This window comes from Proteiniclasticum sp. (assembly GCF_032054185.1).
Taxonomy (GTDB): domain Bacteria; phylum Bacillota; class Clostridia; order Clostridiales; family Clostridiaceae; genus Proteiniclasticum.
The window spans coordinates 40,172-62,849 of record NZ_DAMBTF010000004.1 but is presented as its reverse complement, the minus strand read 5'-3'; the positions used below and the strand labels follow the sequence as shown (position 1 = coordinate 62,849).

Annotated in this window: 29 protein-coding genes; all 29 read right to left on the bottom strand. The window is 42.2% G+C overall.

Annotated elements, in window-relative coordinates:
• Position 1: 1 nt before the first annotated feature.
• Entirely contained in the window at positions 2-1,279 is a 1,278-nt protein-coding gene (gene secY, locus RTX25_RS03270) for a preprotein translocase subunit SecY (RefSeq protein ID WP_312650455.1), read from the bottom strand.
• Positions 1,279-1,719, bottom strand: coding sequence for a 50S ribosomal protein L15 (gene rplO, locus RTX25_RS03265; RefSeq protein WP_312650452.1), 441 nt, complete (start codon positions 1,717-1,719; stop codon positions 1,279-1,281). The genes secY and rplO overlap by 1 nt, the downstream gene beginning before the upstream one ends.
• A gap of 23 nt (positions 1,720-1,742) precedes the next feature.
• Positions 1,743-1,922: a 50S ribosomal protein L30 gene (gene rpmD / locus RTX25_RS03260; protein ID WP_312650449.1), complete on the bottom strand. Its 180-nt coding sequence runs from the start codon at positions 1,920-1,922 to the stop codon at positions 1,743-1,745.
• A 12-nt stretch (positions 1,923-1,934) separates the two neighbouring features.
• The gene (gene rpsE / locus RTX25_RS03255) at positions 1,935-2,432 is read right to left on the bottom strand and encodes a 30S ribosomal protein S5 (protein ID WP_312650444.1); all 498 of its coding nucleotides are present in this window, start codon (positions 2,430-2,432) and stop codon (positions 1,935-1,937) included.
• Between the two features lie 16 nt (positions 2,433-2,448).
• Positions 2,449-2,808 (bottom strand): 50S ribosomal protein L18, encoded by a 360-nt coding sequence (gene rplR / locus RTX25_RS03250; protein WP_312650442.1) that lies wholly within the window; start codon positions 2,806-2,808, stop codon positions 2,449-2,451.
• A gap of 23 nt (positions 2,809-2,831) precedes the next feature.
• A complete protein-coding gene (gene rplF / locus RTX25_RS03245) occupies positions 2,832-3,371 on the bottom strand; it encodes a 50S ribosomal protein L6 (protein ID WP_312650439.1) in 540 nt (179 codons plus the stop codon).
• A gap of 39 nt (positions 3,372-3,410) precedes the next feature.
• Positions 3,411-3,809, bottom strand: coding sequence for a 30S ribosomal protein S8 (gene rpsH / locus RTX25_RS03240; protein ID WP_312650437.1), 399 nt, complete (start codon positions 3,807-3,809; stop codon positions 3,411-3,413).
• A gap of 28 nt (positions 3,810-3,837) precedes the next feature.
• Positions 3,838-4,023 carry a type Z 30S ribosomal protein S14 gene (locus tag RTX25_RS03235; protein ID WP_207599291.1) on the bottom strand — a complete coding sequence of 62 codons (186 nt, stop codon included), beginning with the start codon at positions 4,021-4,023 and terminating at the stop codon, positions 3,838-3,840.
• Positions 4,024-4,038: 15 nt separating this feature from the next.
• On the bottom strand, positions 4,039-4,581 hold the full coding sequence (rplE, locus tag RTX25_RS03230; RefSeq protein WP_312650434.1) for a 50S ribosomal protein L5: 543 nt from the start codon (positions 4,579-4,581) through the stop codon (positions 4,039-4,041).
• A gap of 24 nt (positions 4,582-4,605) precedes the next feature.
• Positions 4,606-4,920 carry a 50S ribosomal protein L24 gene (gene rplX / locus RTX25_RS03225; protein WP_312650432.1) on the bottom strand — a complete coding sequence of 105 codons (315 nt, stop codon included), beginning with the start codon at positions 4,918-4,920 and terminating at the stop codon, positions 4,606-4,608.
• 19 nt (positions 4,921-4,939) lie between these two features.
• A complete protein-coding gene (gene rplN / locus RTX25_RS03220; RefSeq protein ID WP_312650430.1) occupies positions 4,940-5,311 on the bottom strand; it encodes a 50S ribosomal protein L14 in 372 nt (123 codons plus the stop codon).
• 26 nt (positions 5,312-5,337) lie between these two features.
• Positions 5,338-5,592 (bottom strand): 30S ribosomal protein S17, encoded by a 255-nt coding sequence (gene rpsQ / locus RTX25_RS03215; protein ID WP_312650428.1) that lies wholly within the window; start codon positions 5,590-5,592, stop codon positions 5,338-5,340.
• A 22-nt stretch (positions 5,593-5,614) separates the two neighbouring features.
• Positions 5,615-5,827 carry a 50S ribosomal protein L29 gene (rpmC, locus tag RTX25_RS03210; RefSeq protein ID WP_312650426.1) on the bottom strand — a complete coding sequence of 71 codons (213 nt, stop codon included), beginning with the start codon at positions 5,825-5,827 and terminating at the stop codon, positions 5,615-5,617.
• Positions 5,827-6,261, bottom strand: a complete 435-nt coding sequence (gene rplP / locus RTX25_RS03205; protein ID WP_312650423.1) for a 50S ribosomal protein L16 — start codon at positions 6,259-6,261, stop codon at positions 5,827-5,829. Before rplP ends, rpmC begins: the two co-directional genes overlap by 1 nt.
• 30 nt (positions 6,262-6,291) lie before the next feature.
• On the bottom strand, positions 6,292-6,957 hold the full coding sequence (gene rpsC / locus RTX25_RS03200) for a 30S ribosomal protein S3 (protein WP_312650421.1): 666 nt from the start codon (positions 6,955-6,957) through the stop codon (positions 6,292-6,294).
• A 20-nt stretch (positions 6,958-6,977) separates the two neighbouring features.
• Positions 6,978-7,313 carry a 50S ribosomal protein L22 gene (rplV, locus tag RTX25_RS03195; RefSeq protein WP_312650418.1) on the bottom strand — a complete coding sequence of 112 codons (336 nt, stop codon included), beginning with the start codon at positions 7,311-7,313 and terminating at the stop codon, positions 6,978-6,980.
• Between the two features lie 29 nt (positions 7,314-7,342).
• Complete coding sequence (gene rpsS / locus RTX25_RS03190; RefSeq protein ID WP_312650415.1) at positions 7,343-7,621, bottom strand: 30S ribosomal protein S19; 279 nt, start codon at positions 7,619-7,621, stop codon at positions 7,343-7,345.
• Positions 7,622-7,691: 70 nt separating this feature from the next.
• Complete coding sequence (gene rplB / locus RTX25_RS03185) at positions 7,692-8,522, bottom strand: 50S ribosomal protein L2 (RefSeq protein ID WP_312650413.1); 831 nt, start codon at positions 8,520-8,522, stop codon at positions 7,692-7,694.
• 66 nt (positions 8,523-8,588) lie between these two features.
• Positions 8,589-8,888: a 50S ribosomal protein L23 gene (gene rplW, locus RTX25_RS03180; RefSeq protein ID WP_312650410.1), complete on the bottom strand. Its 300-nt coding sequence runs from the start codon at positions 8,886-8,888 to the stop codon at positions 8,589-8,591.
• Complete coding sequence (gene rplD, locus RTX25_RS03175) at positions 8,888-9,508, bottom strand: 50S ribosomal protein L4 (protein ID WP_312650407.1); 621 nt, start codon at positions 9,506-9,508, stop codon at positions 8,888-8,890. The genes rplW and rplD overlap by 1 nt, the downstream gene beginning before the upstream one ends.
• A 25-nt stretch (positions 9,509-9,533) precedes the next feature.
• Positions 9,534-10,160, bottom strand: coding sequence for a 50S ribosomal protein L3 (gene rplC, locus RTX25_RS03170; RefSeq protein WP_312650404.1), 627 nt, complete (start codon positions 10,158-10,160; stop codon positions 9,534-9,536).
• Positions 10,161-10,240: 80 nt separating this feature from the next.
• Positions 10,241-10,549, bottom strand: a complete 309-nt coding sequence (gene rpsJ / locus RTX25_RS03165; RefSeq protein ID WP_207599305.1) for a 30S ribosomal protein S10 — start codon at positions 10,547-10,549, stop codon at positions 10,241-10,243.
• Between the two features lie 453 nt (positions 10,550-11,002).
• Positions 11,003-12,640, bottom strand: a complete 1,638-nt coding sequence (locus RTX25_RS03160; protein ID WP_312650395.1) for an ABC transporter ATP-binding protein — start codon at positions 12,638-12,640, stop codon at positions 11,003-11,005.
• Positions 12,624-14,282 (bottom strand): ABC transporter ATP-binding protein, encoded by a 1,659-nt coding sequence (locus tag RTX25_RS03155; protein WP_312650393.1) that lies wholly within the window; start codon positions 14,280-14,282, stop codon positions 12,624-12,626. The genes RTX25_RS03160 and RTX25_RS03155 overlap by 17 nt, the downstream gene beginning before the upstream one ends.
• 231 nt (positions 14,283-14,513) lie before the next feature.
• Positions 14,514-15,707 (bottom strand): elongation factor Tu, encoded by a 1,194-nt coding sequence (gene tuf / locus RTX25_RS03150; protein ID WP_312650351.1) that lies wholly within the window; start codon positions 15,705-15,707, stop codon positions 14,514-14,516.
• 27 nt (positions 15,708-15,734) lie between these two features.
• Positions 15,735-17,804 (bottom strand): elongation factor G, encoded by a 2,070-nt coding sequence (gene fusA, locus RTX25_RS03145; RefSeq protein WP_312650390.1) that lies wholly within the window; start codon positions 17,802-17,804, stop codon positions 15,735-15,737.
• A 72-nt stretch (positions 17,805-17,876) separates the two neighbouring features.
• Positions 17,877-18,347 carry a 30S ribosomal protein S7 gene (gene rpsG / locus RTX25_RS03140; protein ID WP_312650387.1) on the bottom strand — a complete coding sequence of 157 codons (471 nt, stop codon included), beginning with the start codon at positions 18,345-18,347 and terminating at the stop codon, positions 17,877-17,879.
• A gap of 137 nt (positions 18,348-18,484) precedes the next feature.
• Positions 18,485-18,865: a 30S ribosomal protein S12 gene (gene rpsL, locus RTX25_RS03135; RefSeq protein WP_312650384.1), complete on the bottom strand. Its 381-nt coding sequence runs from the start codon at positions 18,863-18,865 to the stop codon at positions 18,485-18,487.
• 263 nt (positions 18,866-19,128) lie between these two features.
• A complete protein-coding gene (rpoC, locus tag RTX25_RS03130; RefSeq protein ID WP_312650382.1) occupies positions 19,129-22,677 on the bottom strand; it encodes a DNA-directed RNA polymerase subunit beta' in 3,549 nt (1,182 codons plus the stop codon).
• Between the last annotated feature and the right edge of the window lies 1 nt (position 22,678).

Sequence of the window (22,678 nt, the reverse complement as noted above, 5' to 3'; positions counted from 1 at the left end):
ACTATTTCAGGAATCCCTTATAGTGTCTCATAACAAGCTGTGATTCAAGCTGTCTCATTGTATCCAGTGCAACACCGGCCATGATGAAGATTACGGTACCACCAAAGGCAAGACCTTTAAATGGTGTATATCCTTCAAGAACGATCGGGAAGACTGCAATAAGTGCTGCGAAAATACCGCCGATTATTGCCACTTTGGTAAGGATTCTTTCCAGGTATTTTGCTGTCGCAACGCCTGGTCTTATTCCTGCAACGTACCCACCTGATTTGGCCATATTTTCAGCCATTTCTTCGGGTTTCATCGTAATCTGTGTGTAGAACACTGCAAAGGCGATAACTAAGACAACATACATTACTGCATATCCGATAGAATTTACCTTGAAGACGCTCCAGTTACTTGTAGTCAGCCAGGTGAGCACTTTGGAGCTTCTGAAAAACTCTGCCAGTGTCGCTGGAAACTGCATTACGGACATTGCAAAGATGATTGCGATTACGCATGCTGAGCTGATGCTGACTGGAATATGTGAAGACTGACCTTTGATCTGCTTTGCTCCAGATACTCTTCCTGAATACTGAACTGGAATCCTTCTTTCTCCGAGGGAGAAGGCAACAGTACCAACAAACAGTGCCACCATAGCAAGTATAAACAGTACTAAACTGACGATATCTACAGATCCGCCTGAGTACAGGACGCCTACCTGAGTAGCCATCATAGGGATACGTGATACGATATTGATGAAAATCAGAACGGATACACCGTTACCGATTCCCTTCTCCGTAATTCTGTCTCCGAGCCATATCAGGAACATGGATGCTGCAAGTAGTGTCATGACAATGAGGACTGTGTTCAGGAATGTATCCTTTTCTACAGCACCGGCATTATAGATCAGTACATAAGTACCGTAAGCCTGTACTATACCAATGACTACAGCAAGATACTTTGTGTAGTTCTGTATCTTTGCTCTTCCTTCCTGTCCTTCTTTTGAAAGTTGTTCTAGTTTGGGGATTATTACATTCATCAGCTGCATGATGATCGATGCATTAATGTAAGGTGTAACACCCATAGCAAATATGCTAAAGCTGCTAAACGCTCCACCGGAGATCAGATCATAAAAGCCGACCAGTGTCTGTGAATTTGCAAGATCTTGTAATGCGTCCGTATTGATATTGGGGACAGCAATAAAGTTTCCCAGTCTGAATATGAAAACGATAAATACTGTGAAAAGTATTCTTTTTCTCAAATCTGGTAGTTTCCAAGCATTCTTCAACGTCTGTAACATTAAATCACCTCAACTTTTCCTCCGGCAGCCTCTATCTTTTCCTGTGCTGACTTTGAGTATTTACTAACTTTAACTGTCAGGGACTTTGTCAGCTCTCCATTACCAAGGATCTTGACTCCGTCAAGGATCTTGGAAACAACGCCTCTTTCCTTCAGCAGTGCTTCTGTTACTTCTGTGCCGTCTTCGAAGATATTAAGTCTTTCAACGTTAACCTCTACGATATGTTTAGCAAAAATATTGGTAAAACCTCTCTTAGGAAGTCTTCTGTAAAGTGGCATCTGTCCACCTTCAAATCCTGGCTTTGTTCCACCACCGGATCTTGAATTCTGTCCCTTTTGTCCCTTACCTGAAGTCTTTCCCAGACCTGAACCGGTACCTCTACCAACTCTCTTTTGAGCCTTTCTGCTACCAGCAACTGGCTTTAACTCATGAAGTTTCATATTCTTTACACCTCCTCTTTCTTTTACGCTTCTTCTATAAGCAGAAGATATTCAACCTTCTTAATCATACCTCTAATTTGAGGAGTATCATTATGTTCCATAGACTTGCCAATCTTTTTCAGTCCAAGTGCATTGGCTGTAGCGATATGGTCCTTCTTTCTTCCAATTAAGCTCTTCTTCAGTGTTACCTTAATTTTAGACAAGTTAAACCCCTCCTATCCTCTTATTTCTTCTACAGACTTTCCTCTTAGTGCAGCGATTTCTTCTGCAGTTCTAAGGCTTGAAAGTCCGTTGATTGTAGCTTTTACCATATTGCTTGGGTTGTTTGATCCAAGTGACTTTGCTCTTACATCTTTGAATCCTGCAAGCTCAAGCACTACTCTGGCTGGTCCACCAGCGATGATTCCTGTACCTTCAGCAGCAGGCATGATTACAACCTGGCCTGTACCGAAAATACCGTCGATCTGATGAGGAACAGTGGTTCCGTCGATCTTAACTGCAACCAGGTTCTTCTTGGCATCTTCGACGCCTTTTCTGATCGCTTCTGGAATTTCGATGGACTTACCCATACCGACTCCAACGTGGCCGTTTTCATCTCCGACAACTACTAGAGCTGCGAATCTGAAATTTCTACCACCCTTAACAACTTTAGTAACTCTACCTATATTTACAACTTTTTCTTTTAGGTCTAGTGTGCTAGGATCTATCTTCACTATTATTTCCTCCTTCTTAGAATTCTAGTCCAGCTTCTCTTGCTGCTTGGGCTAGGGCTTCAATTCTTCCGTGGTAGATATATCCACCTCTGTCGAATACTACTGCCTTGATGCCCTTATCTAGTGCCTTCTTTGCAACTAGAACTCCAACCTTAACGGCAGCGTCCTTATTGCTTCCAACTCCATCAAAATCCTTATCAACTGATGAAGCAGAAACAAGTGTTACTCCGTTAACATCATCGATGATTTGAGCATATATATTCTTTTCACTTCTGTAAACAGAAAGTCTTGGTCTTTCAGTCGTTCCGCTGATCTTCTTACGAACTCTGGCGTGACGTCTTACACGATTCGCTCTCTTATCTTCCTTTTTAAACATTAAGCTTCACTCCTTTCTTATTTCTACTTACCAGTCTTACCAACCTTACGTCTTATAACTTCGCCTTCGTACTTGATACCCTTGCCCTTGTATGGCTCTGGCTTTCTCCAGGCTCTGATGTCAGCTGAGACATCACCAACAAGTTCCTTGTCGATACCTCTTACGATCAGCTTGGTTGGGCTTACGATTTCGAAATCGATACCGTCGATGGCATCAAATTCAACCGGATGTGAGTAGCCTAGGTTCATAACAAGCTTCTTTCCCTGGAGTTGTGCTCTATAACCAACACCAACCAGTTCAAGAGTCTTCTGATATCCTTCGGAAACTCCAATAACCATATTGTTTACCAGAGATCTCACGAGTCCGTGAAGTGCTCTGTTCTCTTTTTCGTCGTTTGGTCTGGTCACATTGATCTGACCATCTTCAACGTTTATTGTGATATTCTTGTGCATAGCTTTTTCCAGTGTGCCCTTAGGTCCTTTTACTGTTACAACATTTTCTGGTGTTACATTAAAGGTTACTCCGGCAGGAATTGCTATTGGCATTTTACCAATTCTTGACATTCATCTAACCTCCTGTTAATTAAGATAGTAATCAAATGACTACCAAATGTAGCAGATTACTTCTCCACCTAGTCCAAGCTTTCTTGCTTCTCTATCGGCTAATACACCCTTAGATGTTGATATTACAGCAACACCAAGACCGTTTAATACCTTTGGAACTTCTTCAGCTTTACAGTATACTCTAAGGCCTGGCTTAGATATTCTCTTCAGTCCAGTGATAACTTTTTCTTTGTTGCTACCATACTTCAGGGCGATTCTCATCATTGGAACTACACCATCGTTGTACTCCTCAATTCCCTTTACGTATCCTTCTTCAAGTAATATATTTGCAACCGCCTTCTTTACTTTAGAAGATGGTACTTCAACAACTTCATGTCTAGCAGAATTCGCATTTCTAACTCTCGTTAAAAGGTCTGCTATAGGATCAGTCATAACCATTTAATTGCCTCCTTTCACTAATTAAAGTTTACCAGCTTGCCTTCTTGACACCAGGAATTTCTCCCTTGTATGCAAGTTCTCTGAAACATATTCTGCAGATACCATACTTCTTCAGTACTGAATGAGGTCTTCCGCATAAGTTACATCTGGTATAAGCCTGTGTTGGATATTTAGGATCTTTTTTCCATTTTTCTATTATAGCCTTACGTGCCACGATATTCCCTCCTTATTATTGAGCAAATGGCATTCCGAGGAACCTTAACAGTTCTCGTGCTTCTTCATCTGTCTTCGCTGTTGTTACGAATACGATATCCATTCCTCTGATTGAATCGATTTTGTCATACTCAATCTCAGGGAATATAAGCTGTTCTTTGATACCGATTGAGTAGTTTCCTCTTCCGTCAAATGACTTGTCGGATACTCCTCTAAAGTCTCTTACTCTTGGTAGAGCGATGTTGATCAGCTTGTCGGCGAATTGGAACATTTGTGCCTTTCTTAAAGTAACCTTGCATCCAATTGGCATATCTTCTCTTAATTTAAAGTTAGCGACAGACTTCTTAGCCTTAGTCACTACCGGCTTCTGGCCAGCGATAAGTGTAAGGTCAGCTACAGCAGATTCAAGAATCTTTGCATTTTCCTTAGCCTTACCAACACCCATATTAATTACGATCTTTTCAAGTCTTGGAACTTCCATAACATTCTTGTATGAAAATTTCTCCATCATCTGTGGAATGACTTTATCATTATAAACTTCCTGTAATCTTGGAATCATCAGTGGTCCTCCTTTCAATATTTACTAAAGTACGGTGTCGCACTTCTTGCAGACCCTAACTTTTGTTCCGTCTTCTGTGATCTTCTTTGCAATTCTTGTTACAGCCTTGCACTTGTCACAGTAAAGCATAACCTTGGAGCTGAATATTGGAGCTTCCGTCTCAATGATTCCGCCTTGCATGTTTGTCTTGCTTGGTTTCTTGTGCTTCTTGACCATGTTTACGTCTCTTACAAGCACTTTACCAACTTTAGGTAATACAGCAACGACTTCGGATACTTTACCCTTGTCCTTACCTGAAACTACCATAACTTTATCATTCTTCTTAACATGTATTTTCATCTCTTAGCCACCTCTCCTTCTAAAGAACTTCAGGTGCTAGAGAAAGTATTTTAGAGAAACTGTCTTTGTCTCTAAGTTCTCTTGCAACTGGCCCGAAAATACGGGTACCTCTTGGGTTTTTATCGTCTTTTATGATTACTGCTGCGTTTTCATCAAATCTGATGTATGTTCCGTCTGGTCTCTTTGATTCCTTAACGGTTCTTACAACAACGGCTTTGATGACTTCACCCTTTTTAACAACTCCGCCTGGTGTTGCACTCTTAACGCTAGCAACGATTATATCTCCTACTCTGGCATATCTTCTTCTTGTTCCGCCGAGCACCTTTATACACATGATCACCTTAGCTCCAGAATTATCTGCAACTTTTAGCAATGTCTGCTGTTGAATCATGATTTACCTCCTTTCAGCTATATATGCTACTTAGCCTTTTCAATTATCTCCACAAGTCTCCATCTCTTATCCTTAGATAAAGGTCTTGTTTCCATAATCATTACTGTATCATTGAACTTAGCTTCATTATTTTCATCATGAACCTTATACTTCATCGTTCTGTTCATTGTTTTACCATAGAGCGGATGTCTTACCTTAGTCTTAACCGCAACAACGATGGTTTTTTCCATCTTGTCGGATGTGACTACGCCTACTCTGGTTTTTCTGTTATTTCTCTCCATATAGTTGACCTCCTTTCACAGATTAATTGCTAACAGCCTTAATCTCTTCTTCTCTAATGATGGTTTTTATCTGAGCGATGGACTTTCTTACTTCTTTAATTCTCATAGGGTTTTCCAACTGACCAGTAGCGAGCTGGAATCTTAGGTTGAAAAGTTCTTCCTTGAGATCATGAAGCTTTGCTGAAAGATCTTCGGAGCTACCGGATCTTAAGTTCTTTAACTCTTTAGCCTTCATTATTCTTCACCACCCATTTCTTCAAAATCTCTTCTTGTGACGAATTTAGTGGAAATTGGAAGCTTATGCTGAGCAAGTCTCATAGCTTCTCTTGCCTTCTCTTCGTCAACTCCTGAAAGTTCAAACAGTACTCTTCCAGGTTTAACAACTGCCACCCAGTATTCAACTGAACCCTTACCGGATCCCATTCTAACTTCAGCTGGCTTTTCTGTTATTGGCTTATCGGGGAAAATCTTAATCCAGAGTTTTCCTCCTCTTTTAATATATCTGTTAATCGCAATTCTGGCAGCTTCTATCTGGTTGGATGTGATCCATCCGCATTCAGTAGCCTGTATTCCAAAATCTCCATAGGCAAGGAAATTACCTCGGGTAGCTTTTCCTTTCATTCTGCCCTTTTGAACCTTACGACGCTTAACTCTCTTAGGCATTAACATGACGAATTCCTCCTTTCTTAGTCTATACTTTTAAGCGTTTGCAACTTCCTTAGTCTTCTTAACTGGAAGTACTTCACCCTTATAGACCCAAACCTTTACTCCGATCTTACCATAAGTGGTATTGGCTTCTGCGAAACCGTACTGAATGTCCGCTCTTAGTGTCTGCAGCGGAATTGTTCCTTCACGGTATGTTTCGCTTCTAGCGATTTCTGCACCGCCAAGTCTACCAGCACACATGGTCTTGACACCCTTAACGCCAGTTGTTCTCATGGCTCTCTGGATTGTCTGCTTCATTGCTCTTCTGAATGAAATTCTCTTTTCAAGCTGAGCTGCAATACTTTCAGCCATAAGCTGAGCATCTCCGTCAACATACCTAACTTCTACGATGTTAAGTAAAAGAGTCTTGCCGTCAACTAGAGGCAACATTTCTTTCTTCAGTGCATCAATACCTGATCCACCTCTACCGATTACCACTCCTGGCTTTGCGGTATGGATATTTATCTTAACTCTCTTCGCTGCTCTTTCGATTTCAACCTGTGAAATACCAGCATTGAAAAGTCTCTTCTTTAAGAATTCTCTGATCTTCTGGTCTTCAACGATGTTTGCTGCAAAAGTTTTCTTATCTGCATACCATCTTGCGTTCCAGTCTTTAATTACACCAACTCTGAGTCCGTGTGGATTTACTTTCTGTCCCACTATTTAATTACCTCCTTTTCTTAAGCTCTTTCTTTTACCACAACAGTGATATGTGTAGTTCTCTTCATGATGCTGAATGCTCTTCCTTGTGCATGCGGCTGGAATCTCTTAAGAGTTGGTCCTGGGCCACAGTAAGCTTCAGATACATAAAGGGAATCTCTATCTAATTCAAGATTGTTTTCTGCATTGGCTACTGCTGACTTCAACACTTTGTTGATTACGACAGCGGCGTCCTTCTGTGTATGCTCAAGAATTGCCATAGCGTCGATCACGTTCTTATCTCTTATTAGGTCAAGAACGATTCTTACCTTTAATGGTGACATTCTTACATACTTGTTAATAGCTCTAGCTTCCATTAATGATCCTCCTTTCGATTACGATAAAATTATCTCATCTTTGACTTTTTCTCGCTTACATGTCCTCTGTAAGTTCTTGTTAGTGCGAACTCACCAAGCTTATGTCCAACCATATCTTCTGAGATATATACTGGAACATGCTTTCTTCCGTCATGAACTGCGATGGTATGCCCAATCATTTCTGGAAAAATTGTTGAGCTTCTTGACCAAGTCTTAATTACTTTCTTTTCCTTAGCCTTGTTCATTTCATTTATCTTCTTCATAAGACCTTCTTGTACGAAAGGTCCCTTTTTTACTGATCTACTCACGTTTATTTTCCTCCCTTCGGAAATTATAAGTTAGTAGAAGAGCTCTTCCAGAAAAGGAAGAGTTATCTTCCTACTTTGTTCTTCCCTTGATGATAAGTCTATCTGAATACTTCTTGTTCTTTCTTGTCTTGTATCCAAGTGCTGGCTTACCCCATGGAGTAACTGGTGCAGGTCTTCCTATTGGAGACTTACCTTCACCACCACCGTGTGGATGGTCAACAGGGTTCATTACGGAACCTCTGACTGTAGGTCTAATACCCATATGTCTCTTTCTACCAGCCTTACCAATCTTGATGATTTCGTGAGTCTGATTTGAAACAGTACCGATAGTCGCTCTACATTCGATTCTTACGTATCTCATTTCGCCTGAAGGCAGTCTGAGTGTTGCGTAGTTACCTTCCTTAGCCATAAGCTGAGCGGATGTACCAGCGGATCTTACCATCTGGCCGCCCTTGCCTGCTGCAAGTTCGATATTGTGAATGAATGTACCAACTGGAATGTTCTGCATAGGAAGTGTGTTACCAGGCTTGATATCTGCATCCTTACCGGATACCAGAACATCGCCTACCTTGATTCCCAGAGGAGCAAGGATGTATCTCTTTTCACCATCTGCATAAACAACAAGCGCGATGAACGCTGATCTGTTTGGATCATATTCGATTGTAGCAACTCTTGCTGGAATACCATCCTTATTTCTCTTGAAGTCAATGATTCTATATTTTCTCTTAGCACCGCCACCACGATGTCTAACAGTGATCTTACCCTGGGCATTTCTACCACCGGTTCTGTTCTTGCTTACAAGAAGTGACTTTTCTGGCTTGTCTGTTGTTAATTCAACGAACGCGTTGACAGTCATATTTCTTCTTGAAGGGGTGGTTGGTTTGTAACCCTTAATAGCCATATTAAACTTTCCTCCTTAATTATATTATCTGGTTTAAGAAACCAATAATGGACTCATCTTCAGTTCTTAGTTCATGTTGTCAAAGAACTCGATGGTCTTGCTATCTGCTTTTAATGTAACGATAGCTTTCTTTGTGTCGGATCTCTTACCGATATGAACACCCATTCTCTTGACTTTTCCTAGGGAATTCATTGTCTTGACATCTTCAACCTGTACTCCGAATACTTCTTCGACAGCTTTCTTGATCTCAACTTTGTTCGCTTCCGGATGTACTAAAAATGTGTACTTCTTTTCAGCCATGGCAGCCATGGACTTCTCAGTGATAACAGGCTTTCTTATGATATCAAATACTGTTAACTTTTTCATTATGCGTACACCTCCTCAAGCTTAGATACTGCATCCTTAGTGATGATAAGATTTGTATACTTCAGAAGATCATATACGTTGATGTTGTTTACAGGCATAACCTGAATTCCTTCAACATTTCTTCCTGACTTGTATACGTTGTTGTTTGACTCTGCGGTGATGATAAGTGCTTTTGTCACATCGAATGCTTTAAGCATAGTTACCATATCCTTAGTCTTTGGTGCATCAAACTCCAGGCTTTCAAGAACGATCATTTCATTCTCTAAAACTTTAGCAGTAAGTGCAGACTTCATAGCCACTCTTCTCATACTCTTAGGAAGTGACATTCTGTAGTCTCTTGGCTTTGGCGCAAATACGATACCACCGCCAGCCCATTGTGGTGATCTGATGGATCCCTGTCTAGCACGACCTGTTCCCTTCTGTCTCCATGGCTTGATTCCACCACCTCTGACCTCAGCTCTGGTCTTTGCAGACTGTGTTCCCTGTCTCTTATTAGCAAGCTGTGCTACAACTACTTGGTGCAGTACTGCTTTATTAACTTCAACGTTGAATACATTCTCATTTAGAGAAAGATCTCCAACCTTGGTTCCTTCAATATTGAATAATCCTACTGTAGGCATTTTGTATCCTCCTTTCCCTTAAGATTTATGCCTTGACTGAATTTCTGATGACAACCACACTCTTGTTTGGTCCAGGTATTCCACCCTTAATCAGAATTACATTCTTCTCCGGCATTACTTTAACTATTTCCAGGTTTAAAACTGTTGTATTAACATGTCCCATTCTTCCAGGCATCTTCTTGTTCTTGAATGTTCTGGATGGTGAGGATGAAGCTCCCATGGAACCAACTGATCTATGGAATTTTGATCCGTGAGACATTGGTCCTCTGCTGAAGTTCCACTTCTTGATTACACCAGCAAATCCTTTACCTTTTGAAAGTCCTGAAACGTCGATCTTTTCACCAGCTTCGAAAATGTCAACCTTGATTTCTGATCCAACTTCCTGAGTGATCTCTTCAAGTCTGAATTCCTTAAGAAGTCTCTTCACTCCAACACCGGCCTTCTTGAACTGACCCTGTCTTGGCTTGTTTACAAGCTTCTCTCTGATTTCGCCATAACCAACCTGAATTGCATCGTATCCATCTTTGTCAGCTGACTTGATCTGAACGACTACGTTAGGCATAGCTTCAACGACTGTTACTGGAACAATTTTTCCATTTTCATCGAATATCTGGGTCATACCAATTTTGGTACCCATAATTGCTTTTTTCATTTTTTTACCTCCAAACTTATTAGCGGATCGCACACAATCGTGCGGTCATAACAGTTCATAGAGTTATCTATAAACTATTCTTACAGCTTAATTTCGATATCAACACCAGCTGGCAGATCTAATCTCATTAGCGCATCAACAGTCTTTGGTGATGGGTTAACGATGTCGATTAGTCTCTTGTGTGTTCTGATCTCAAACTGTTCTCTTGAATCCTTGTACTTATGTACTGCTCTAAGAATTGTGATGATTTCCTTCTCAGTTGGTAGTGGAACTGGTCCTACAACCTTTGCCCCTGAAGACTTTGCAGTCTCAACAATTCTTTCAGCTGATGCATCAAGCACGCTGTGATCAAAAGCCTTTAGTCTGATTCTGATCTTCTGTTTTGCCATTTTGTTACCTCCTTCTTTCTTTGTACGTTATACTTCTTTCGCACAACAGCGGGTATCCGTAAACTGCTCCGGGTGTTTCATGCATAGAGTCCGCACCAATACACAGTCAGAGTACCCTCGCCGGGTTCGTGACCTGACATGCTCCTCAAGAATTACCTGTTTAGTCCAGCAACCTCTTGAATCATCGCTGTTCGCTGTAACTATAACATTATACTATATTATAGTTCCCCGTTCAATTAAATTCTGAACTATTTTGTTAAATAGCACATCCTTAAAATGAACATCCTTATTATTATACTGATTTTGTTTCACCATAGCAAACAAAATTATCGCTTTTTGTAACTTTTTTTCATATATACGATATCAACAAGAAAAGCCGGATAAATCCGGCTAACTGCTTATAGTATGGGCATGATTTTCAACATCTGGCGAAAGAGACTGCCATTTCCTCTATCATGAAGTCTCTGCCAGAGGAATTCGTTCAATCTTTTTCTGATCCACATAGAGCAGCGCATCATATGCGCCTTTGTTCTCAGGAATCATAATGTGACTGACATTGACCACCGTAAGTTCAGGAAGATCAAGAATCGTTCGCTCAATGGCTCTGGCCGTTTCATAATCAAGACTCTGAAACGCTTCATCCAGAATCAGTATTTCTGATTCATTGAGCAGCGCTCTTGCAATGGCAATTCTTGAACGCTCACCGCCGGATATGTTTCTACCATTGTCTTCAATGACCGTTTCAAGTCCTTTAGGCAGACCTTCAACAAATTTCTGAAGTCCAGAACGCCTGATTGCTTCTTCTATATTCTCTTCTGGTATATCCTTCAGCAGAGTCAGGTTGTTTCTGACCGTATCATCGAACATAAACACGTTCTGCTCGACATTGGAAAGATGCCTGAAATAACTTTCCTTTGTTATCTTGGACAGCGGAAGCCCATCAACATATATTCCACCTGACTGTGGATGGAAATATTTTCTCAGAAGTTTCAGGAAAGTCGACTTTCCGCCACCGCTTGGGCCGATAATAAGATACTTTCCGTTTTTCCTGAGAGACAGGTTGAGAGTTTCCAGAACCCGATTCTCCCCGTACGAGAAGGAAACATCTTTGAAAGAAATACCATCCTTGAATTCCTCAAGTTCTTCATCCTCTTCAAAAAGTTCCTGGTTGAGCAGAGAAGCGTCCAGAACCCTAAAGAGGGCTTTCGTACTGAAAATCTTGGGCAGCAGCTCACTGGCTCTCTGGAAAGGACCGATGAGAGAGGAGAAGTTGTTCAGAATGAGAATCACACCGCCAAAGGTGATCTTTCCCAGTACCGCATAGTATACAGAAAGTGCCATAACAAAAAGAACCACAAAATTGATCATGAAATTCTGCACCGCATAGATATAGGTGGATTTCTTTTCGATTTCATAACTTTTCTCCTGAAGTTTCTCGCTTCTTCCGGTAAACTGCTTTTCAACCCTTGGATAAAGACTGTTTACACGGATGATCCGGAAAGCGGATAGCACTTCCTGAAGATAATGAGTGTATTGATCATACAATCCGCTTCTCTCTTCGTACAGCTTCTGAATAGGCTTTGAGAGTACGCTGGAAAGAAAGCCGACAAGAATTCCCACCGCAAGTACGATGATCAGGAGTTCGATGCTCACTCCTCCGATGATGACGATGGTGATGACAAAAGAAATCACCGCAAGTGCCAGTTCAAAGATTCCATCGATAAAATCAAGGTCCACTGTATTCAGATCACTCATCATATGGGAAACATACTTCGAATTGCTGTCTTTGTTGAACTCATTGATATTCTTCTTGAATATCTTTTCCAGATAGTACATTTTCATGTTCACATTGGTTTTCTTACGGTAAAATCCTTTGGCGAATGACAGCAGCGTCTCAAGAAGAAAGAGCACGAGGGCAAATACAACCATCCTGAGTGCAATATCTTTAAATCCCGGCATTCCCGGAAGGAAAGAGGAGTCAACAAGATCTCTCATAAGAAGCGACATATAACCGCCGACACCTTTTGCGAATGCCCCGATAAGAAGCGTACCTGCAAGGAGAATCAGTGTTCTATTATATATTTTCTTCAAGAACCTGCACCTCCTTCAAATATTCCTTCATGCTCTTCAGGTAAAGACCACCATTTCTGATTTCGATGACCGCATCGTATTTTTCGGTAACTCCTGGATAGAACCTATGGGAGATGGCAATTACCGTAGTGTCCAGTGAGAGGATCGTCTCTTCGACAAGTCTGCCCAGAGATTCATCCAAAGCAGATGTGACCTCATCCGCAAACAGAATCTGCGGATTTCTGATGATCGCTCGGGCAATGGAGATTCTCTGTCTCTCCCCTCCTGAAAGATTCTTCCCATTTTCTTCAATGAACTCTTCCATTCCTTTCTCTTTCTTCGAAAGAAGAGGATCAAGCCCGGACCCTTTCACCGCCTTTTCGATTTCAGATTCCTCGTATTTCTTGTAAAGACAGATATTGCTTCGAATGGTGTCTTCAAAAAGAAACACATCCTGATAGATGAAGCTCACATGCCGATTGAAACTTTCTTCGGATATTTCTCTGAGATCTCTTCCGTCGATGAGGATTTCTCCTTCATAGTCTTCGTAGACTTTCGAGAGCAGCTGTATAAATGTGGATTTACCTGCGCCGCTGGAACCTTTCAGAAGGTATTTCTTTCCTTTTTCCAGGATCAGATTTCCTTTCGTCAGTATCCTGCGGTCTCCATAGGAGAAGGTAAGGTCTCGCACTTCAATGGATTCTTTGAAGTCATAGGGTTTCAGATCTTCATTTCGCTCTGAAGATTCATCGTTTCGAAGAATATTCTCAATGATGGTGCTGTTGGATTTCAGTACATTGAACAGGGGCATAATTTCCGTAATCGGCCATATCGTGGAACTTGCCATCGAGATCACAAACATCACTCTCGCAAGGTCATATCCAGGTTCCAGCCGACTGATGATGAAATAAAGGATAAGGATTGTAGTAATGAACCCTAGGAAGTTTGAAAATCTTCCTTGCCAGAAAGTGAAAATATTGACCCCTGCCTTTCTTTTTTCAAGAAGCTCAGTTTCCCGCATGGAGCCAGTCAGAAACCTCTCTTCAATCCGGTTCAGCTTAAGGATTTCAAGTCCTGAAAATGTATTGGCGATATTCACAGTGAATCTTTCTCCACTCTTCTGGACGTCCTCCTGCATTCTGATGGTCTTCTTCTGAAAAGAACGGTTGATGAGAAAAATGACAAGGGATACCCCTACCATGATTACCGCAAGTTCCCATTCGAGATAGAAAAGAATAAGGAGGCTCGCAAGGTAGATCTCTGCACCAAAAATCAGATTAAGGAGTGCGTGAAAGTATTTACCTTCGAAGGTGTTGATGTCGTTGACAAGATTGGAAATATATTCATTTTTAAGTTTCCCGTTGAACGCTCTTGTTGATTTCGTCATGATGTTCTCAAAAGCGCGTCTTCTGATTCTTAAAGTCGTATCTCTCATAAATCCGATTCGCAGTAGCCTCGAGATGATGAATACAGCAGCAGCATAAATGAAAGCAAGAAGACCGTAGATTCCGAATCGCATAAGATCTGAGAGATTCCCTGTCTGGACCACCCCCGCAATATTTGCGATGGCGAAATTGGTGAGCAGAAATTCCGATAGCAGTATGAAACATCCGATCAGATACCGGATAAACCCTTTTTTATCTTCAATAAGTAGTGCAGTCATCAGTCGTCCCTCCATCTCACTTTGTACTCTTCTCAAAGTTTAGCATAACATTGTTACGCTGTAAAGAGGGTTTTCCATTTTGTCACCAAATTGAAACTTCTTTATTTATCAATGCTTGCACGCTGTTTCAGACTCGTCTCTGTTCCACAACCGATCACACTATTGCGTAACAACCCCAAAAACAGCAAAAAAATAAGCCAGAGAGATTGCTCTCTCTGGCCTAAAATTCAATTATGCGTTGATTGTAGTAACTACGCCTGAACCGACTGTTCTACCACCCTCACGGATAGCGAATCTCAGTCCTTCGTCCATAGCGATCGGTGTGATCAGCTCAACGTTCATGTCGATATGATCCCCAGGCATTACCATTTCCATTCCATCTGGAAGCTTGATGTTTCCTGTTACGTCTGTAGTTCTGAAGTAGAACTGTGGTCTGTAACCGTCAAAGAATGGTGTATGTCTTCCGCCTTCTTCCTTCTTAAGTACATATACCTGTCCTACGAACTTGGTATGTGGCTTAACGGATCCTGGCTTAGCAAGAACCTGTCCTCTTTCGATTTCAGATCTCTGGATTCCTCTTAGAAGTGCTCCGATGTTGTCTCCAGCCTGTGCAGAATCAAGAAGCTTTCTGAACATCTCTACTCCTGTACATACTACCTTTCTGGAATCTTCGGACAGTCCTACGATTTCAACTTCTTCTCCTACCTTAAGTACTCCAGTTTCCACTCTTCCTGTAGCAACTGTTCCTCTACCTGTGATGGTGAAGACGTCCTCTACTGGCATAAGGAATGGCTTGTCTGTCTGTCTTTCTGGTGTTGGGATGTAGCTGTCGATTGCAGCCATAAGCTCATGGATGCACTTAGCCTTTTCAGGATCTGTTGGGTTTTCAAGCGCTTCAAGTGCGGATCCTGCGATGATCGGTGTATCGTCGCCTGGGAACTCGTACTCTGAAAGAAGCTCTCTTACTTCCATCTCTACCAGCTCAAGAAGTTCAGGATCGTCCACCATGTCTGCCTTGTTCAGGAAAACAACGATGTAGTTGACTCCAACTCTTGATGCAAGAAGGATATGCTCTCTTGTCTGTGGCATTGGACCGTCTGCTGCAGATACAACAAGGATTGCTCCGTCCATCTGTGCTGCTCCGGTGATCATGTTCTTGACATAGTCGGCATGTCCTGGACAGTCCACGTGAGCATAATGTCTGTTTTCTGTCTCATACTCTACGTGTGAAGTATTGATTGTAATACCTCTTTCCTTCTCTTCAGGTGCCTTGTCGATCTGATCGTACTTTGTTGCAGTAGCTCCACCAGTCTGTGATAATACAGTTGTGATCGCTGCTGTAAGTGTTGTCTTGCCGTGGTCAACGTGTCCGATGGTTCCGATATTGACATGTGGCTTGCTTCTTTCGAATTTTGCTTTTGCCATTATTCTTTCTCCTCCTTAATATCTCTATTATGCGTTCTTCTTGCCTGCTATTTCTTCCTGAATGCCCTTTGGAACTGGCTCATAATGATCGAATTCCATTGAGTAAACTCCTCTACCCTGAGTTTTTGATCTCAGTGTAGTAGCATAACCGAACATTTCTGAAAGTGGTACGAATGATGCAACAACCTTAGCTCCTGCTCTATCGCTCATACCTTCAATTCTACCTCTTCTGGAGTTGATGTCACCAATAACATCTCCCATATATTCTTCTGGGACGATGACTTCAACTTTCATCATAGGCTCAAGAATTACTGGATCCGCCTTAGCCATAGCGTTCTTGAACGCCATAGAACCAGCGATTTTGAAGGCCATTTCATTGGAGTCGACATCATGGTATGATCCGTCTACAATCTTCGCCTTGAAGTTGATGGTTGGGTAACCACCGATAACACCAGCCTGTGATGCTTCTCTGATACCCTGATCTACTGCTGGAATATATTCTCTTGGAACAACACCACCGACGATGCCGTTTTCGAAGATATAATCTCCATCATGTGGGCTCAGTTCAATTACAGCATGACCGTACTGTCCACGTCCACCGGACTGTCTTACAAATTTACCTTCAGCCTTAACAGCTCTCTTGATGGTTTCCTTGTAAGCAACCTGAGGTGCACCGACATTACACTCAACTTTAAATTCTCTCTGAAGTCTGTCTACGATGATTTCAAGATGAAGCTCTCCCATACCAGCAATGATTACCTGTCCAGTATCCTGGTCGGTAAATGTCTTGAAGGTTGGATCTTCTTCAGCAAGCTTCGCCAGCGCAATACCCATCTTTTCCTGACCGGCTTTGGTCTTTGGTTCGATGGCTACAGAAATAACTGGCTCTGGGAATACCATCTGTTCAAGGATAATCTGATCTGTATCAACACATAGAGTATCTCCTGTTGTAGTATCCTTAAGACCAACAACAGCACCGATATCTCCGGCTCTAAGCTCTTCGATTTCCTGTCTGTGGTTGGCATGCATCTTAACAAGTCTTCCGACTCTTTCCTTCTTTCCGCCCTTTGTAGAGTTAACTACATAGGAGCCTGAAGTCATGACACCGGAGTAGATTCTTGTGAAAGCAAGTCTTCCGATGAAAGGGTCAGTTGCGATCTTGAATGCAAGTGCAGACATTGGAGCATCATCAGATGCTTCTCTTGAAGCTTCTTCACCGTCAGGAGTAACACCACCAACTGCTGGGATGTCTACTGGGGATGGAAGATAGTCTACTGCAGCGTCGATCATTTCCTGAACACCCTTGTTCTTATAGGAAGATCCGCAGATTACTGGTACGATTTCGTTGTTGATTGTTCCTTTTCTGAGTGCTCTCTTCATTTCTTCAACAGTGATTTCTTCACCGTCAAGATACTTCATGGTAAGCTCTTCATCAAGGTCAGCAACAGCTTCAACTAGCTTAGCTCTGAATTCATCAGCTCTTGCCCTGACTTCTTCTGGAATTGGTCCGACTTCGATTTCTTTTCCAAGATCATCAAGGTGAACGATTCCTTCCATAGTTACAAGGTCAACAACACCTTTGAATTCTGATTCGGATCCGATTGGAATCTGAATGGGAACTGCGTTGCACTTCAGTCTGTCGATCATTGTTTCAACGGACTTGAAGAAGTCAGCTCCTGTTGCATCCATCTTGTTGATGTATACGATTCTAGGAACTCCATATTTGTCAGCCTGTCTCCATACGGTTTCAGTCTGTGGTTCAACACCGCTCTTGGCATCAAGAACAGTTACTGCTCCGTCAAGAACTCTCAGTGAACGTTCAACTTCAACAGTGAAGTCTACGTGTCCTGGAGTGTCGATGATATTGATAACGTGTCCCTTCCAGTTTGCTGTTGTCGCAGCGGAAGTGATTGTTATACCTCTTTCTTTTTCCTGAGCCATCCAGTCCATCTGTGATTCACCTGTATGTGTTTCACCGATTTTATGAGTCTTTCCTGTATAGAAAAGTATACGCTCAGTTGTTGTCGTTTTACCTGCGTCGATATGTGCCATAATCCCTATATTACGAAACTTTTCTAAAGGGAATTCTCTTGCCACATGGACTCCTCCTCTCTTGATTATATTGCATAAAACTGTTTCAGCTATGCTAAAACAGTTTTATGCTCAAAATTAATATCTGTAATGAGCAAACGCCTTATTAGCTTCTGCCATTCTATGTGTATCTTCTCTCTTCTTGACAGCTGTTCCTGTGTTGTTTGCAGCATCCATCAGCTCTCCAGCTAATCTCTCTCTAGCATACTTCTCAGATCTCTTATCTACTGCCAGAAGCATCCATCTGATACCCAATGTCTGTCTTCTCTCTGGTCTTACTTCAATTGGAACCTGGTAGTTTGATCCACCTATTCTTCTTGACTTGACTTCGAGCAGTGGCATGATGTTTGTCATAGCTTCTTCAAATACAGTAACAGGATCTTTTCCTGTCTTCTCCTGTATGATTCCGAATGCTTCATAAACAATCTTCTGGGCTACACCCTTCTTACCGTCCTCCATAACGCTGTTAATAAGCTTAGTAACAACTTTGGAGTTGTAGATAGGATCAGCGAGAACTTCTCTTTTTGCAATATATCCTTTTCTTGGCACTTTTCTTCCCTCCTTAATTAAATTAATTCATCGGTACTCGGCAATTCCTGCCGCAAAGCGCTCTGTATATTCTATATGAATGAAAACCTACTATTTTCCAATATATATCCTAAACATAGCACTATGTTAATCTTGAATTACTTCTTGACCTTTGGTCTCTTAGCACCATACTTTGAACGGCTCTGCATTCTTCCTGCAACGCCAGCGCTGTCTAAGGCACCTCTTACAATATGGTATCTTACACCAGGTAAATCCTTAACTCTTCCACCTCTGATCAGAACAACACTATGTTCCTGCAGGTTATGTCCTACACCGCCGATGTATGCAGTTACTTCAAATCCGTTAACAAGTCTTACTCTCGCAACTTTTCTAAGCGCTGAGTTAGGCTTCTTAGGAGTAGTTGTCTTAACTACAGTACATACGCCTCTCTTCTGAGGAGCTTCCTTAAGGGCTGGTGAACCAGTCTTGTAAATTACTGTTTCTCTACCTTTTCTCACTAATTGGTTAATAGTTGGCATCATTTCACCTCCATTTTTTTTGGCTATCTATATTATTGTTAATATAGCAAATCATATTGGAACACAGGATGTTCCGTCCTGTGGATTCCATGGATAATTTTACGCTAAACTAAGATACTAATCTTTAATTTACTTTTAAGTTATTGTAAAGACTTTGCATCGCCTAGACAAAATCATGTCCAGAACCGGAAAAACCGGTTCTGGTCCATGTAAAATCACACAAAGTTTATTTTAGCACCATAATAAGTTGATGTAAAGAAAAATTATTCTTCTTCAAAAAGGTCTATATCATCAATTTCAGGCATTTCGACCATTTCATGTTCAGTCGACAGCTTGATATGGTTGTATCTTCTCATGCCTGTACCGGCAGGAATCAGTTTACCGATGATGACATTTTCCTTAAGTCCGAGCAGCGGATCGATTTTGCCCTTGATGGCCGCATCTGTAAGAACCCTTGTGGTTTCCTGGAAGGATGCTGCGGAAAGGAACGAATCTGTTGCAAGTGACGCCTTGGTGATACCAAGAAGAACCTGCTCTCCTTCAGCTTCCTGAAGGCCCATTGCCTTGACTCTCGCATTTTCATCGATGAAGTCGAATATGTCCACAAGTACTCCAGGCATAAGCGTTGTATCGTTAGCCTCGGAAACTCTGACCTTTCTTGTCATCTGTCTGACGACCACTTCGATATGCTTGTCATTGGTATCAACACCCTGAAGACGATAAACCTTCTGCACTTCTGCAAGCAGGTATTCTCTTACACCCTTGATCCCCTTGATTCTGCTGATATCGTGAGGATTGATGGATCCTTCTGTGATGCTGTCACCAGCTTCAATCACATCTCCGTCATGAACTTTAAGTCTTGATCCGAAGGAGATATCATAGGTGAATTCCTCACCGTCTTCTGAAAGCACGTAAACGACTCTCTTCTTCTTCGTTTCATCTATTCTTACTGTACCGTTGATATCGGATACCACTGCAAGTCCCTTAGGCTTTCTTGCTTCGAAAAGCTCTTCAACTCTAGGAAGACCCTGGGTGATATCTGAACCGGCAACACCACCTGTATGGAATGTTCTCATGGTCAGCTGTGTTCCTGGTTCACCGATACTCTGTGCAGCGATGATTCCGACTGCTTCACCGATATTAATTCTCTGTCCGGTAGCCATGTTCATGCCGTAGCACTTACCACACACACCGACTTTTGTCTTACAGGTGAATACAGAACGGATGTATACGCGCTTGACGCCTACTTCTTCAATTTTTTCAGCCATCAGCGGTTCGATATACTCGTTCTTTTCAACCATCACTTCTCCTGTTTCAGGGTTTTTGATGTCTTCAAGAGCATATCTTCCTGTCAGTCTCTCACTTAAGGTCTCTACTATTTCAGCACCCTCACGGATCGCTTCAATGTATATACCCTCTTCGGTTCCGCAGTCAGCTTCTCTTACGATAACATCCTGTGAAACGTCAACAAGTCTTCTTGTCAGGTAACCTGAGTCAGCGGTCTTAAGCGCTGTATCGGCATTACCCTTTCTGGCTCCGTGAGTGGAGATGAAGTATTCCGATATATTCAGACCTTCAACGAATGAAGCTCTGATCGGGAGTTCGACGATCTTACCTGAAGGGTTAGCCATAAGTCCTCTCATACCAGCAAGCTGCTTGATCTGGGACTTGGAACCTCTCGCACCGGAGTCAGCCATCATGAATATAGGATTGTACTGATCCAGGGAGTCCATCAGGGCATTAGCCACGTCGTCTGTTGTATCTGTCCATTTTTCGATGACTCTTTCATATCTTTCGTCTTCTGAAATAAGTCCTCTCTTGAACATGTTCTCAATCTTTTTGACTGTTGCATCCGCATCAGCCAGAAGTTCCTTCTTCTTTTCCGGAACGATCATATCCGAAATCGCAACGGTTACCGCTCCGATTGTGGAATAGTGGAAACCAAGTGACTTGATTTCATCCAGCATGACAGAAGTTCTTGTTGGTCCGTACTTGATGTAGCATCTGTTGATGATCTTTTCAAGCTGTTTCTTACCGACAAGGAAGTCTATTTCAAGGTTGAACTCGTTATCCGGATTTTCTCTATCTACAAATCCAAGGTTCTGTGGAATAGATTCGTTGAAAAGCATCATACCAAGAGTTGTCTTGATGATTGCTGATTTCTTCTGTCCATCCACTTTCTTGGAGAGTCTTACTTTTACAGTTTCCTGAAGTGTGACATTCTGAAGCTGATAGGACATGAGCGCCTCTTCCTTGGAAGAGAAAATCTTCATCTCGTTCTCAGGTACTTCTTTAGCCATTGTCAGGTAGTAGGCACCAAGGACCATATCCTGTGAAGGTACCGCAACCGGCTTTCCGTCTGAAGGCTTAAGGATATTTCCTGAAGCGAGCATAAGGAATCTTGATTCGGCCTGAGCTTCCATGGACAGTGGTACGTGGACCGCCATCTGGTCACCGTCGAAGTCGGCATTGTAAGCTGTACACACAAGCGGATGCAGCTTGATCGCTCTACCTTCTATAAGGACCGGCTGGAATGCCTGGATACCCAGTCTGTGCAGTGTAGGGGCACGGTTCAGAAGAACAGGATGGTCGGTGATGACCTCTTCAAGGATATCCCAGACCTGTGGCTGTATCTTTTCAACCATTCTCTTCGCTGACTTGATGTTATGTGCTGTACCGTTCTTGACCAGTTTCTTCATGACGAAAGGCTTGAACAGCTCAAGAGCCATTTCCTTAGGCAGTCCGCACTGGTACATCTTAAGCTCCGGTCCGACAACGATAACTGAACGTCCGGAGTAATCTACTCTCTTACCAAGAAGATTCTGTCTGAAACGACCCTGCTTACCCTTAAGCATATCGGACAATGACTTAAGTGGTCTGTTTCCAGGACCTGTTACAGGTCTTCCACGTCTTCCGTTGTCGATCAGGGCATCTACTGCTTCCTGGAGCATTCTTTTTTCATTTCTTACGATGATGTCAGGTGCACCAAGATCCAGAAGCTTCTTCAGTCTGTTGTTTCTGTTGATGACTCTACGATAAAGGTCATTAAGATCCGATGTCGCGAATCTTCCACCATCAAGCTGTACCATTGGTCTGATATCCGGTGGGATGACAGGGATAACATCGATGATCATCCAGTCTGGTCTGTTTCCGGACATTCTGAACGATTCAACAACTTCAAGCCTTCTTACGATTCTGATCTTCTTCTGGCCTGTTGCCGTCTTCAGATCATTCTTCAGCTCTTTGCCCATGACATCAAGGTCGATTTCTGCAAGAAGCTCTTTGACGGCTTCCGCACCCATCTTTGCAGTAAAGGATTCATAGCCTTCCTGCTCAACATATTCTCTGTATTCTCTTTCTGAAAGAATCTGCTTCTTCATCAGTGTGGAGTTCTTGGGATCAAGAACAACATATGATGCGAAATAAAGGATTCTTTCCAGAGATCTTGGGCTCATATCAAGGATAAGACCCATTCTGGATGGAATTCCCTTGAAATACCAGATATGGGATACTGGGGCAGCAAGTTCTATGTGCCCCATTCTTTCTCTTCTCACTTTGGACTTCGTTACCTCAACTCCGCAGCGGTCGCAGACGATTCCCTTATATCTTACTCTCTTGTATTTACCACAATGACATTCCCAGTCTTTCATCGGCCCGAAGATACGCTCACAAAAGAGTCCGTCTCTTTCCGGTTTCAGTGTCCTGTAGTTGATGGTTTCAGGCTTTTTTACCTCACCTCTTGACCAGCTTCTGATCTCCATTGGAGATGCCAGCCCGATCTTCAAGGCGTCAAAATTATTTAATTCTATCAAG